Here is a 14,123-nt window from a genome sequence, read left to right as displayed (position 1 = left end):
TTCGCATTATATGCCTTTTCCTGAGATACGGAGTTGTTCATATAGACTTTTACGTCGCAGTTTATGGAAACGCTAAATTACCCTCAACTAATGAGTGTTGTTTATAATAGTAAGCTAAACAATAAAAAAACTCCTCTCTGCATATGCAGGGACGAGATTACATTCGCGGTACCACCCTAATTATGAATTAAAAACAATTCATCGCTTGATCATGTTAACGGTTTGATACCGACGGGGATTAGCCGCACTCCAGTCTAGCTTTCCATAATATCATGTTGGAATTTATTTCAGCAAATTAAATTCCTCTCTTTAACATGAGAGATCATGTACTCTTTACCTTCAACATTTTATTATTATTTAAAGAATCATATGTAAGTTAAAAACTAGTATAAGAAACTGGTGCACAAATGTCAATTGCAATGTTGTTTATTTATATAAATTTGTACAATTATCGCTTTTCCCATTGTTATTAAAGGTACTGCGACAATCATTCCAATGATTCCACCAATTTCTGCTCCTATTAGTAATGTTAAAATAATGAAAACAGGGTGAATTTGGACACTTTTTCCCATTATATAAGGTGATAAAAAACTGTTTTCCAATGTTTGAACGATTAAAGTAGTGACAAGAACTACGATAACAAGCTTCCAAGAAGATGTCATCGCAACTGCAACTGCAGGGACGGTACCGATTATCGGACCAAAATATGGAATCACATTCATTAATCCCATAATCACCGCAAGAACCAGCGCATATTTCAATTGAAACGTATGATAAATTACATATGTGACGAACATTATTGCCGAAGAAATGATTAATTGCCCTCGGATATACCCTCCTAAACTTTCATCCATTGCTTTTAAAATCGTCTCAAATCTTTGGTAATGTTTTTCCTGTACAAAATTATACAGGGAATTTTTCATTTGAGTAAAATCTTTCAAAAAATAAAACACAAGGACAGGAATAATCGTTATCGTAATGATAAAATCAAACAGATTTGCTGCACGATCTAATATATTTTCTATTTGTTTTTCAACAGATAATTCGATTCGGGAAATTAGTTCATCCATTTTATCATGAACGATTTCTGGCAAAAAAGAGGTCGAATCATAAATCGAATAAATAATATTTTCATATAAAATCATTGAATCCGGAAGCTGCTCACTTAAATCTTGTAATTGCTGCACGAAAACAGGAAAGCTTTTATAAAAAAGGATGGTCATTAATGAAAAGAAAAGTAAATAAATAATAATAACAGCAAATCCTTTACTAATATTAAATTGATTTAATTTTAAGACAACAGGATGTAGTAAATAACTTATAAATGCAGCGATAATAAATGGTGTTAAAATTTTACCTATAACAACAAAAAGAGTTTTATAAACAGGATAGAGTTTTATTAGAAGATAAATTACCAAAACAATCAATATGATGGAAACGCAAATGTAGATTATTTTCTTCAAATTCATTGCCCTTCCTCCCTCGTACTTCTTTATTGTTTGTAACGAGGGAGGTTATATACAGCAATTACATAAAATCATAAGGAGATAAACTATCAGTTTCTTCTGTATCTGACAGTGTTTTTTCTTGTTCACTTTCAGAAAAACCGGCCAATTTTTGCTGCAATTGCTCTTTCAATGTTGTGTAGCGTTTATTGGTATCTAATGTTTCAATACCTTGGATAAATGCATTTATTTCGCCACACATTATTAAAGATTGCTTACTTCTAGTAATTGCAGTATAAAGCAAGTTTTTCCGAAGCATTCTACGATACGTAGAAACAACCGGCAAAATGACGATAGGAAATTCACTTCCTTGCGATTTATGTATTGAAATACAATAAGCGTGCATAAAATTTAAATAATTCGCACGTGTATATAACACTTCATTGTCTTCAAAGGCAATTAAAATTTGCTCTTGCTTTTCTGCATTTTCTTTCGCAGTAAATATTTGCTTAATTTCACCAATATCTCCGTTATATACCCCTTCTTCCGGCTGATTTACTAACTGAATTACTCGATCACCAACTCGGTACGTTGCATCATTAATGAATCGTTCTCTTTTATTCTTCGATTTTGGATTCACTAACGACTGAATTTGTTTATTAATCGCATCGATTCCCGCTTCCGTACGATACATTGGTGCAAGAATTTGAATATCGTTTACAGATATCCCTTTATCAATAGCACGTTTAAATACTTTTGTAACAACCTCGATTATTTGATGCATTCTACATGGAATAAAACTAAAATCTTTGTCTTTTACTAAATCCGCTGGTGTACAATTATCGTTCTTAATTAAATGTGCCAACTGAATAATTTTTGACCCTTCCTTTTGACGGTAGACTTCATTTAGTTTAATTAATGGTATTCGTTCACTGCTTAACAGATCAGCCAATACTTGTCCAGGTCCTACAGATGGCAGCTGATCTTCATCGCCAACTAATAACACTTGCATATCATCGGGAATAGCTTTAAATAAATGATTGGAAAGCCAAGTATCTACCATCGAAAATTCATCAATGATCAAAAATTTCCCCGTTAATTTTTCATATTCATTTTTTTCAAAATTATTATGCCCATCCCAACCTAAAAGCCGGTGGATCGTCAATGCTTTTATTCCAGTAGATTCCTCTAGTCGTTTAGCAGCCCGACCGGTAGGGGCAGTTAAAATAAAAGGATAGTCTGCAGATTTATCATAATCATGACGATTTAAAGATAAATCATAGATATCAGCATACACTTTTAAAATTCCTTTAATAACAGTTGTTTTACCTGTACCTGGTCCACCAGTTAAGATCATTAACTTCGAATGAATGGCTTGTTTTATTGCCGAAAATTGTTCTTCTCCGTAACTTAAAGACTCCTCTTCTTCTATTTCACCGATCAACTTCATCAGTTCAGCGTCCGTCGTTTTCATTTCAATCTCTTTTTCCATAATCCTTTTAATATGTGAACTAAATTGTTCCTCAGCATAAAAAAGGCTAGGTAAGTAAACCTGATTATCTTTCATAATAATTTTTTTCTCTGTTTCAAGAACATCAAGTAATTGCAACAACTTTTCATCTGTCAATTCATTGACTTTTAATATATTTTGCATACTCTTTACGCATTCTTTTATAGGCAAATATACATGTCCATCCAAGATACTCATTTGAAGAGCATAGATACAACTCGCACGAATTCTATTTTCATCTTTCTTAGAAATTCCATTTATGCTTGCAATTTTATCAGCCGTAATAAAGCCGAACCCTTCAATATCAAAGACAAATTGATACGGATTTTCTTTTAGTAATTCAAGCGTTTCTTCTTTATACATTTTGTATAATGTTTGCGACATTTTAAGACTGATACCATATCGAGTTAACTGTACGGCAATTTGCTCAAACCCTTGATTATCTTGCAGTGTACTTATTACCGTTTCTATCGTCTTCTTTTTCATATTTGGAATAGATGATAATACATTCGGGTCTTCTAATATTTTTTGTATGGCATTCTCCCCTAATTTTTCTACAATGGATTCTGCGGTTCGTTTCCCTATCCCGTAAAATAAATCGCTAGACAAATAAGCGACAACAGCTTCTTTCGTTTCTGGAACGAAGGTCTGATATGCAGTAATATTATATTGCACCCCAAACTTCGGATGTGTATCAAGCTTCCCGAAAAACTGATATACAACTCCTGGTTGCAAATTACTAAAGTATCCTTTACCAACAATGTCTTTTTCGGTATACGTTTCGTTTGTATCGTGGATTTTTATCTTTGCAATGGAGAAATGTTCTTCTGGATTTTCGAAAATTGTAAACATAATTTCTCCTTTTATATAGCCGCGCTCATTCATTTGATCTGTTTCCATTCACTAAGACCCCGCTATCTATCTGTCTTTTCCAAAAGAGTTCGCTTTGCCTTCATTGCAAGTAAGTGATTTGGCTCCAAATCTAACGCTTTATTCATATACGATAAAGCAACGTCATGTTCGTTTTGTTGTACTGCAATGATTCCTAAGTTGTATAAAGCGTCCGCATGTGTGTTATCTAATGTAATTACTTCATCTAAGATTGTTTTAGCTTCCTTAAGATAATTCGTTTGCGCTAAGACTAAGCCATATTGAAATTTAATTTCTGCATCTGTACTTAATTCGGCAGCTCTTTGTAAAAAAGGCGTGGCGAGTATTAAATCTTTTCTCTTTACATGAATCATACCAAGTAAATAAAAAACTTCACTATCCTCGATTCCAAGCCTTAAAGAATGTTGGAACATTTTTTCCGATTCAGTTAACATATTTAGATCATAATAAAGCTTACCAAGACAGACAAATGCAGTTGCGGACTTTTCGTCTAGTTCGATTGCTTTTAAATAAAATCTTTCTGCCTTATCAAGTTGTTGCATTAATTCTAAGACGTTACCAAAATTGATATAACCAATTGGATCTTCTGGATTTTCGTCAATTATTTGAATAAATAATTTAGCTGCTTCCTCCAATTTATTTTCTTTCATTAAGTTAATTGCTTGCTTTTGTTTATTCAACATCTATACTCCTGACTCTTATATGCTAAAAGACTATCTTAAGCGAAGCCTTAACATAGTCTTTAGCCAACATACTGTAATTGTTTTTCATTTTTAAAAACTTGCTCAATCGTACCGCCACCTAGACATACTTCATCTTGATAAAACACAACAGCTTGCCCCGGTGTAACAGCTCTTTCATCATGTTCAAACTCAACAAGTGCACGGTCTTTTTCAAGTATTGTAACATAAACTTGACTGTCTTTTTGTCGATATCTAAATTTAGCAGTACAAGAAAATGAGCTTTCTACCTCATTAATCCAATTTACGTCTGAAGCAATAAGCGCATCCGAATATAAATATTCATTAGAATCGCCTTGTTCAACATATAAAATATTTTCCTTTATATTTTTACCAACTACAAACCAAGGTTCACCTTCTCCACCAATACCAAGTCCGTGGCGTTGACCAATTGTATAGTACATCAAGCCGTCATGTTTTCCTTTTACTTCACCACGTAATGTTTTCATTTCTCCAGGTTGTGCAGGTAAATATTCACTTAAAAATTCTTTGAAATTACGTTCTCCAATAAAACAAATACCTGTACTGTCTTTTTTCGTTGCAGTCGCGAGATTATGTTTTTCGGCAATTTTTCTTACTGCTTTTTTCTCTAAATGACCGAGTGGGAATAACACTTTTGCTAAAACATCTGCTGATAATTGATTTAGAAAGTACGTTTGGTCTTTATTTGTGTCTACACCACGTAATAATTCAATCTTTCCATTCACTGTCCGTACTCGAGCGTAATGACCAGTAGCTACGTAATCTGCTCCAATAGAAAGTGCATAGTCCATAAACGCTTTAAATTTTATTTCCTTGTTGCACATCACATCCGGATTTGGAGTTCTTCCAGAACGGTATTCATCAAGAAAATAGGTAAATACTTTATCCCAATATTCTTTTTCGAAATTCACAGAGTAATAAGGGATATCAATCTGGTTACAAACTCTAATCACGTCTTCATAATCTTGTGTCGCAGTACATACACCAAATTCATCAGTGTCATCCCAATTTTTCATAAATACACCGATCACTTCATATCCTTGTTCTTTTAATAAAAGGGCTGCTACAGAAGAATCAACTCCACCACTCATTCCAATGACAACCCGTGTTTTTTCTGTCATACTAATCCTCTTTCCCTATTCAGTTAGTCTTCTTACTACTTTTGCGATATTAATTGCCGCTTCTTTTACATTTTCCATTGTATTTGCCGATCCAAAACTAAAACGAACTGAATTATACATACGGTCACTTCGGCTACCGAACATTGCTTTTAAAACATGAGAAGGCTCAAGGGAACCAGCTGTACAAGCACTACCACTCGATGCCGCTATCCCTTCTAAATCAAAGTTTGTTAAAAGTACATCTACTTTTGTTCCGGGAAAGCTGACATTTACAATCGTTGGTAGTGCTATGTCAGTATCTCCGTTTACTTCAAATTCTATCTCAGCTTCTCTTAAAGTATCTAAAAAAATACGTTTATAAGAACGATATTTGTCAAAATTATTTTGTTTGTTTTCCATTGCTAGTTTTGCCGCGGTGTAGTAACCGACCGCTCCGATTAAATTTTCTGTTCCTGGCCGTTTTGTTTTTTCTTGCAATCCACCATATTGAAGTTGTTTTAATGGAACATGATCGGCAACATATAGAAAACCAATTCCTTTTGGTCCATTTAATTTATGTCCTGATGTTGTTAATAAATCAATTCCCGATTTTTTCACATCAATATCTAACATGCTGTATGCTTGTACTGCATCTGTATGGAAATAAGCTTGATGCTCCTTTAGTAAAGCAGCTATTTCATCAATGGGCTGGATAATGCCAGTTTCATTATTGGCTGTCATTACTGAAACTAAAATCGTTTGATCTGTTAATGAACGTTCAACATCTGCCACACTAACTTGCCCACGCTCATTCACCGGTAGATAAGTTACATGGAAACCTAGTTTTTGTAGATATTGCATAATATGAATAATGGCATGGTGTTCTTGTGCTGTAGTGATAATATGATTCCCATTATATTCATTTTCAAGTGCAGTACCAATGACCGCTAAATTATTAGCTTCAGTTCCTCCACTTGTAAAAATAATTTCTTTATCATTTGCACAAATGCTATCTGCCAAATATCTCCGTGATTCATCCAAATAATATTTGGCTTTCCGTCCAAATGCATGAATGCTAGAAGGGTTACCAAAAACTTCTTTCTCTAATTCATACATTTGTTCTAACACTTTAGGATGAACTGGAGTAGTTGCCGCATGATCGAGATAGATCAATTCCATCTTCCTTCCATCTTAAATATAAAACATATACTCTTTTTGTGGTTTTGTATCATCATGTACGATTAAATCTTTTAGCGTCGTTGTGTCTAATACGTCTTTCACAACATCTCGAATACGCATCCATAGCGCCTGTTGGGCGGGCTCCTCTTCTTCAATTCCTTCAACCGGAGTAATCGGTCCTTCTAAAACACGAATAACATCTCCAGCAGTAATATTTTCTGGTTCCTTTGCAAGTATATAACCACCATATGCTCCTCTAACACTACGAATCAATCCTGCATTTCTTAACGGAGCTGCAAGTTGTTCTAAATAATGTGCTGATAAATTTTTATCGTCAGCAATCGACTTTAAAGAAATTGGACCTTCTCCATACTTTCTCGCTAATTCAATCATAACGGTTAAACCGTAACGACCTTTCGTTGATATTTTCAATTATAGCACCTCATTTTTTACATTTAATACAATTATTATTTTCAGTTATTATTACATTCATTAATTTTAATTAACCATACTGGAACAATTATACCATGAAAAATGTTGTTCTTGCATTTTATCGCTTTTATGCATACGCTTAAAGTGCGTGTTCAAAAAGGAGAATGGAAAAGATCGAGCAGTTCGAGGCGGCGTAGCTCCCGGCAACGGAACGTATGCAGTTAATACGTGAGCAAAGAACTGGCACGCAGGAAAAGTGATCTTCTTTTCCAAGGAAACGCATCTAGCACGCAGAAAAAGTGCTTTCCCTTTTCAAGGAGCGGAAAAGCAAGCCAACGAAGAAATGCGAAGTGTCATTTTCACCGGACTTTTTGAACAACCTCTTAAATACAAAGATGATGAATAAACAATTATAAAAACTAATCTATTTATAAAGGACGAATTATGATGAATAAAAAACCATTAGCAGTTAGAATGAGACCAAATCATATTGATAAAATAATCGGACAAGAACACTTAGTTGGAGATGGGAAAGTAATCCGGAGAATGGTAGAGGCCAACAGTATTGCTTCCATGATATTATTTGGCCCTCCAGGAACTGGAAAAACCTCTATGGCATATGCAATCGCTCAAAGTTTGTCCCTTCCAGTTAGAAAATTAAATGCCGTAGTAGACAAAAAGAAAGATATGGAGATTGTTGTTGAAGAAGCTAAAATGTCAGGACGAATCGTATTAATTCTAGATGAAGTTCATCGTTTAGATAAAGCAAAGCAAGATTTTTTATTACCTCATTTAGAAGTCAATTTAATCACAATGATTGGATGTACAACTAGTAACCCGTATCATTCTATTAACCCAGCTATCCGTAGCCGTTGTCATCTATTTGAATTACACCCTTTAACAATTGACCAAGTAATGGTTGCAATTAAACATACATTAAAAGATCATGAAAATGGTTACGGGGCAGAAAATATTTCGATAACTGATGATGCTTTAAACCATTTTGCAAAAAGTTCAAACGGAGATTTACGTGCTGTTTTAAACGGACTTGAATTAGCAATAAGTTCCACCCCTGAAGATAATAATGGAATTATTTATATTGATTTAAACATCGCAGAAGAATGTATGCAAAAGAAAAGCTTTTCACACGATAAAGGTGGAGATGCTCATTATGATGTATTATCCGCTTTTCAAAAATCAATTCGAGGAAGTGATGTGAATGCTTCCCTACATTATTTAGGTCGACTAATCGAAGCTGGTGACTTAGATAGTATCGCAAGAAGATTAATTGTTATTGCCTATGAAGATATTGGTCTAGCAAATCCTCAGGCTGGTCCAAGAGCTGTAGCTGCAGTAGAGGCCGCCGAGAGATTGGGCTTTCCCGAAGCACGCATTCCACTCAGTGTAGCCGTTTCCGAGTTAGCTTTATCACCAAAATCAAATACTGCTTATAAAGCGTTGGATGAAGCTTTAGCTGATATAAGAACTCGTCCAACTGGTGAGGTGCCTATCCACCTTAAAGATTCCCATTATAAAGGTGCAGCAAAATTGGGAAGAGGCATTGATTACAAATACCCTCACAACTATGATGGAAACTGGATTTCACAACAATACTTACCTAATGAGATAAAAGATAAAGAATACTTTAAGCCAAATGATAATAGTAAATTTGAACGAGCGCTAAAAACAGTTTATGAAAACATACAAAAAAAACGTTAAAATCAGTTAACAATTCAGGACATAGACGGAAGCGCCCTTACAAAATAAGAGTACAACGTCCTAGGACTTCACTTTTCGTTCGCCAACCGTAAAGATTTATTGCAACGCCTAGGACTGCGCTAAATGTTCAACCCACAATCAAGATTTACACTAGAACGTCCTGTGCATCATAGTGACGTACTTCCTTTAGTCCAAGCAACATGGGTAGATCGATGAAAACATACAAAGTGCAGAACTTAATCGAACATTCCTTACGTAGGGGCTAAAGGAAACACGCCTTCATAGGGGGAGACGTTAGTTGGGCATAAAGCCTAGTTTTAGTCGTATAGTTGAGGTGATGTTGACTTTTACCACAACGGTATAAGTGAGTACTTAGCCTCATGTCTTAAGCAATTGGCAAATCTTCTTTATCGCGTCGTGAAGTGAGGGAAGTTGCACTACGCTTTAGCGCTGGGGCTAGACGCAAATACTTTCAAACAAGTAACATACCCACAGTCATGCTAAAATATAATTTCCTAATAAATAAAAAATATTGAATAAGTATATTTCCTTTTTCTAAAGGTCATAATAAAGATAAGTTGATAAAAAGCTACTTACAGTGGAGCTTTTAAACTGATGTAAGTTCAGATAGAAACCGACACTATCTAATTTACATATAGCAATATTATTAGATTTAGATAATAATATAGGACTGTTTATTAAAAGGAGATGAAAAAGATGGCAAAAGTCAGACAAGATGCATGGTCCCATGAGGACGATTTGCTGTTAGCTGAAACTGTTTTACGCCATATTAGAGAAGGTAGTACACAATTAAATGCGTTTGAAGAAGTTGGTGATGAGCTTAATCGGACTTCTGCAGCATGTGGATTTCGCTGGAATGCGGAGGTACGGAATAAATACATTGATGCTATTGAACTTGCAAAAAGACAACGAAAAGAGAGAAAACGTGCCCAAGCTGCTCACTTGAAAAAAGACCGGCAACACACTTATACAAAGCATGTAGAACCAAGAACTTCATTAGTAATGGAACCACCTGAAACGTCAGAACTAACATTAGATCACGTGATTCATTTTTTACAATCTATGCAACAAGACTATTATGCTTCGAATCAATCATTGAAAAAAGCGGAGCATTTGCAAAAAGAGAATGCTGATCTACACGAAGAAATAGCTTCATTAGAAAGAGAACTATCGATTACAAAGAAAAAATTGACCACTGTAGAAGAAGACTATAAGACATTTATTCAGATTATGGATCGGGCTCGAAAAATGGCTGTTTTAGATGATCAAGGCTCAATAAAGTCTCCTGCTTTTAAAATGGACAAAAACGGGAACCTTGAACAATTTGCCCAAGGATCTTCAAATTAAATTATCTTCTCCATAGATGGAGAAGATAATTTTTTTACTAAACACTTTAATTTTAAATTTACAACATTAATCCCAATGATGCCGTCCAACATCGATTTTGATCCCGCTAAATGCAGGTGGGTGTTCTATTCTATACTTATTATCATCACGAGCAAATCATTTTTCAGATTCGAAGGATGCTAACAACCATATAGAAACAATCAAACTCCCTGTATCCGTCTGTTAGGTCAAAATGATTTATCCAACGAACATATTAGGACTAATGTTTAATCTAATTATATCCTATCATATGAAAGCGTTTTAATCAACAAATAGTTATATTAAAATGGATAATAAATTAGAACGTTCCTTCGATTTAGCGGTAAATAAATTAGAATAGCCCTGTTCTTAGAGGTTCTTACTTGATAATCGAAAGGAACTTTTTACTTTTAACAGGGGTGTTGAAGAGCTGCCACAGAGCTCTTCTCACTCCCATTTCCCTAAAGTAGGATGATACGTGAACACCTTGCACAAGTAATTTACTCTTCCTCTTTCATTACTTTAATATTTAATTCTGCTAATTGAGCTTCACTAATTTCTCCTGGTGCATCTGTTAACAGATCAGAAGCCGATGCTGTTTTTGGAAACAGAATTGTATCTCTAATACTTGTTTTGTTTGCTAAGAGCATAACCATTCGGTCTAAACCAAGAGCCACTCCACCATGCGGAGGTGCGCCATATTCTAAAGCATCGAGTAAGAAACCAAATTGCTCACGTGCGGACTCTTGTGTGAATCCAAGCACTTCGAACATCGTATCTTGCATCTCGCTTTGATTAATTCGGATTGATCCACCACCTAATTCATATCCATTCAACACTATATCATAGGCGTTAGCTCGAACATTTTCTGGTTCTGTCTTTAATTTATCAATGTCTTCAGCTACAGGAGATGTAAAGGGATGATGTGCCGCAACATATCGTTTTGCATCCTCATCATATTCAAGCAATGGCCAGTCAACTACCCACAAGAAATTAAACAATGAATCATCAATCAAGTTTAAATCTTTTCCTAGTTTTAAGCGGAGAGCACCCAAGCTATCGTAAACAATCTTTGCCTTATCTGCACCAAATAATAATAAATCTCCATCTTCAACATTCGCACGTTCGAAAATCTGTGTTTTTTCTTCTTTAGAGAAAAACTTCGCAATCGGACCCGTCATCTCTCCATCGGCAACTTTTACCCATGCTAATCCTTTAGCACCATATGTCTTCACAAATTCAGTTAAGCCACTGTCAATATCTTTTCGTGTAAACTGATTTGAGGCACCTTTTACGTTTAATAAACAAACTTTTCCACCACTATTTGCCGGCCCACTAAACACTTTAAAATCACTTTTTTCTACTATGTCTGTAACATGGACTAACTCCATGCCAAATCTAGTATCAGGTTTATCGGAACCAAAACGAGCCAAGGCATCTTCATAGCTTATCCGCTCAAATGGTGTCGTAATATCTTTATCTAACACATCTTTCATTAATCGCTTCATCATTTCTTCGATTAATCGAATAATATCTTCGCTTGTTGAAAAAGCTGTTTCTATATCGATTTGTGTAAACTCAGGTTGTCTATCTGCTCGTAAATCTTCATCACGGAAGCAACGGGCAATTTGATAGTACCGCTCAAACCCACTCATCATAAGAAGTTGTTTAAATAATTGTGGGGATTGTGGCAGTGCATAAAACTCACCAGGATGTACACGGCTTGGTACCAAATAATCACGTGCACCTTCTGGGGTACTTTTTGTTAAAATCGGTGTTTCCATTTCTAAAAATTCATTTTCATTTAAAAAATTACGAACGGATTGTGTTATTTGATGACGAATCTTAAATGTCCGTTGCATATCTTCTCTTCTTAAATCTATATATCGATATTTTAACCGCAGATCTTCTGAAACATCTTGCGCTTCATGAATCAAAAATGGTAAGTTTTTTGACTTATTTAAAATGGAAACTTCAGAAACTGTCACTTCAATTTCCCCAGTTTTTAAATTAGGATTAACCGTTTCCGAATCTCGCTTAATTACTTTTCCTTTTACCTCAATAACAAATTCACTTCTTAACGTTTCCGCTATTTGTAAAGCTTGTTTAGAATAATCTGGGTTAAAAACGATCTGGACAATTCCTGATTGATCACGTAAATCAATAAAGATTAGTTCTCCAAGATCTCGTCTGCGGTGTACCCAACCTTTTAAAGTGACAGTTTCACCTACATGATCAGTTCGTAATGTTCCTACTTTTATTCGATCCTTCATTTATTTGTTACCTCCACATTTTTCTTTCATCATTTCTACTAAGTTCTCAATAGACACTTCTAATTCTTCTCCAGTATCCATTTCTCTAACTTTAACAACATTGTTATCCAGTTCTTCTTCTCCTAAAATAATGACATGTTTCGCATGTAAACGATCCGCAGCTTTAAACTGAGCTTTTATTTTTCTGCCTTGATAATCTTTATCTACTGTAAGTCCTGCCAGCCTTAATTCTTGAAGCAAGCGTGCTGTTTGTTCTTGAACTTTTTCTCCAATAGAAATAAAGAAAATATCTAATTCATTTTCAATAGGTAATGTAACTCTTTCTGCCTCAAGTGCTAGAAGCAATCGTTCTAATCCCATGCCGAAACCTATGCCTGGGGTACTTGGTCCGCCTAGTTGTTCAACAAGTCCATTATATCGGCCGCCTCCTAATAAAGTAGTAATTGCTCCGAATCCTTCTGCCTCACTCATAATTTCAAAAGCAGTATGGTTATAATAATCCAGCCCCCTGACAAGCGTTGGATCAACTTCATAAGGTATCTCCATAATGTCCAAATAAGTCTTTACTTTATTAAAATATTCTTTTGATTCATCATTCAAGTAATCCATCACAGATGGGGCATTTTTCATTGATGGATGTTCATGATCAGCTTTACAATCCAAGATCCGTAACGGGTTTTTCATTAAACGGCTTTTACAGTCTGAACAAAGCTCATCAATATGAGGAGTAAAGTGCTTGATTAGTGCCTGACGATGTGCTTTTCTACTTTCTGTATCGCCTAGACTATTAATAATAAGTTTAATTGAACGAAGACCCAATTTTTTATAGGCAGTCATTGCTAGAGCAATAACTTCAGCGTCAACACTTGGATCAGCACTACCTAGCACTTCTACACCAAACTGATTCAGTTGTCTCATTCTGCCGTGTTGGGGACGTTCATACCGAAACAATTGGTAAAAGTAGAATAATTTTGTTGGCTGAATCGGTGATCCATACATTTTGTGTTCGACGTATGCTCTCACAATTCCTGCCGTGCCTTCTGGTCGTAAAGTTATACTTCGGCCACCTCTGTCTTTAAATGTATACATCTCTTTTTGAACGATGTCTGTTGTTTCTCCAACACCACGTTGGAACACTTCTGTATGTTCAAATACAGGTGTTCGAACTTCTTCGTAATTAAATGACTTACATATATCCCGTAATACCATTTCTATATATTGCCATTTTCTTGTCTGTTCTGGCAACAAGTCAACTGTGCCACGTGGGGCTTTCATTTTCATCTTTTCGACCTCCATATCATATAATTGTAAGGACAAGGTTTTTCAAAAAAATATTTGCAATAATATCCATAAACTGCGTCGTAAGGCTCTGCTTATTAATAAATCGATAGGATCGACTCGACATGTTGGAAAAAGACTGCCGTTTTCCATGACTCCCACCCTAAACGGTCACGATTAACATCGAA

Annotated in this window: 10 protein-coding genes, 1 other RNA gene and 1 other annotated feature; of the genes, 2 read left to right on the top strand and 9 right to left on the bottom strand. The window is 35.2% G+C overall.

Annotation, left to right across the window (positions count from 1 at the left end):
* Positions 1-144 precede the first annotated feature (144 nt).
* Positions 145-352 (bottom strand) — a binding site (T-box leader).
* Positions 353-410: 58 nt separating this feature from the next.
* The 6 genes from SPD89_RS13460 to cymR form a co-directional block, all read right to left on the bottom strand.
* Positions 411-1,469, bottom strand: a complete 1,059-nt coding sequence (locus SPD89_RS13460) for an AI-2E family transporter (RefSeq protein ID WP_336262467.1) — start codon at positions 1,467-1,469, stop codon at positions 411-413.
* A gap of 58 nt (positions 1,470-1,527) precedes the next feature.
* Complete coding sequence (gene recD2 / locus SPD89_RS13455) at positions 1,528-3,855, bottom strand: SF1B family DNA helicase RecD2 (protein ID WP_336262466.1); 2,328 nt, start codon at positions 3,853-3,855, stop codon at positions 1,528-1,530.
* 14 nt (positions 3,856-3,869) lie between these two features.
* Complete coding sequence (locus tag SPD89_RS13450) at positions 3,870-4,526, bottom strand: tetratricopeptide repeat protein (RefSeq protein ID WP_336262465.1); 657 nt, start codon at positions 4,524-4,526, stop codon at positions 3,870-3,872.
* A gap of 62 nt (positions 4,527-4,588) precedes the next feature.
* The gene (gene mnmA, locus SPD89_RS13445) at positions 4,589-5,689 is read right to left on the bottom strand and encodes a tRNA 2-thiouridine(34) synthase MnmA (protein WP_336262464.1); all 1,101 of its coding nucleotides are present in this window, start codon (positions 5,687-5,689) and stop codon (positions 4,589-4,591) included.
* 15 nt (positions 5,690-5,704) lie between these two features.
* On the bottom strand, positions 5,705-6,847 hold the full coding sequence (locus tag SPD89_RS13440; RefSeq protein ID WP_336262463.1) for a cysteine desulfurase family protein: 1,143 nt from the start codon (positions 6,845-6,847) through the stop codon (positions 5,705-5,707).
* 12 nt (positions 6,848-6,859) lie between these two features.
* Positions 6,860-7,279 carry a cysteine metabolism transcriptional regulator CymR gene (cymR, locus tag SPD89_RS13435; RefSeq protein ID WP_336262462.1) on the bottom strand — a complete coding sequence of 140 codons (420 nt, stop codon included), beginning with the start codon at positions 7,277-7,279 and terminating at the stop codon, positions 6,860-6,862.
* A gap of 447 nt (positions 7,280-7,726) precedes the next feature.
* Between cymR and SPD89_RS13430 the strand changes: the two genes are divergently transcribed.
* Positions 7,727-8,998: a replication-associated recombination protein A gene (locus SPD89_RS13430; protein WP_336262461.1), complete on the top strand. Its 1,272-nt coding sequence runs from the start codon at positions 7,727-7,729 to the stop codon at positions 8,996-8,998.
* A 717-nt stretch (positions 8,999-9,715) separates the two neighbouring features.
* Positions 9,716-10,366, top strand: coding sequence for an RsfA family transcriptional regulator (locus tag SPD89_RS13425; RefSeq protein ID WP_336262460.1), 651 nt, complete (start codon positions 9,716-9,718; stop codon positions 10,364-10,366).
* Positions 10,367-10,431: 65 nt separating this feature from the next.
* Here SPD89_RS13425 and ssrS read toward each other — a convergent pair.
* The 3 genes from ssrS to hisS all read right to left on the bottom strand — a co-directional run bounded on the left by ssrS (position 10,432) and on the right by hisS (position 13,938).
* Positions 10,432-10,629, bottom strand: a non-coding RNA gene (ssrS, locus tag SPD89_RS13420) — 6S RNA.
* A 255-nt stretch (positions 10,630-10,884) separates the two neighbouring features.
* Positions 10,885-12,657 (bottom strand): aspartate--tRNA ligase, encoded by a 1,773-nt coding sequence (gene aspS, locus SPD89_RS13415; RefSeq protein WP_336262459.1) that lies wholly within the window; start codon positions 12,655-12,657, stop codon positions 10,885-10,887.
* Positions 12,658-13,938, bottom strand: a complete 1,281-nt coding sequence (gene hisS, locus SPD89_RS13410) for a histidine--tRNA ligase (RefSeq protein ID WP_336262458.1) — start codon at positions 13,936-13,938, stop codon at positions 12,658-12,660.
* Positions 13,939-14,123 lie beyond the last annotated feature (185 nt).

The organism is Pseudogracilibacillus sp. SO30301A, from assembly GCF_037072025.1.
Lineage (GTDB): Bacteria > Bacillota > Bacilli > Bacillales > Amphibacillaceae > Pseudogracilibacillus.
Note: the sequence above shows the minus strand (reverse complement) of the source record. Positions and strands in the feature narration are given on the sequence as shown.

Coding starts and splice junctions, on each gene's coding strand:
- mnmA (WP_336262464.1), bottom strand. CDS start 5,689: ATGACAGAAAAAACACGGGTTGTCATTGGAATGAGTGGTGGAGTTGAT.
- hisS (WP_336262458.1), bottom strand. CDS start 13,938: ATGAAAATGAAAGCCCCACGTGGCACAGTTGACTTGTTGCCAGAACAG.
- SPD89_RS13430 (WP_336262461.1), top strand. CDS start 7,727: ATGAATAAAAAACCATTAGCAGTTAGAATGAGACCAAATCATATTGAT.
- SPD89_RS13460 (WP_336262467.1), bottom strand. CDS start 1,469: ATGAATTTGAAGAAAATAATCTACATTTGCGTTTCCATCATATTGATT.
- recD2 (WP_336262466.1), bottom strand. CDS start 3,855: ATGGAAACAGATCAAATGAATGAGCGCGGCTATATAAAAGGAGAAATT.
- SPD89_RS13440 (WP_336262463.1), bottom strand. CDS start 6,847: ATGGAATTGATCTATCTCGATCATGCGGCAACTACTCCAGTTCATCCT.
- SPD89_RS13425 (WP_336262460.1), top strand. CDS start 9,716: ATGGCAAAAGTCAGACAAGATGCATGGTCCCATGAGGACGATTTGCTG.
- aspS (WP_336262459.1), bottom strand. CDS start 12,657: ATGAAGGATCGAATAAAAGTAGGAACATTACGAACTGATCATGTAGGT.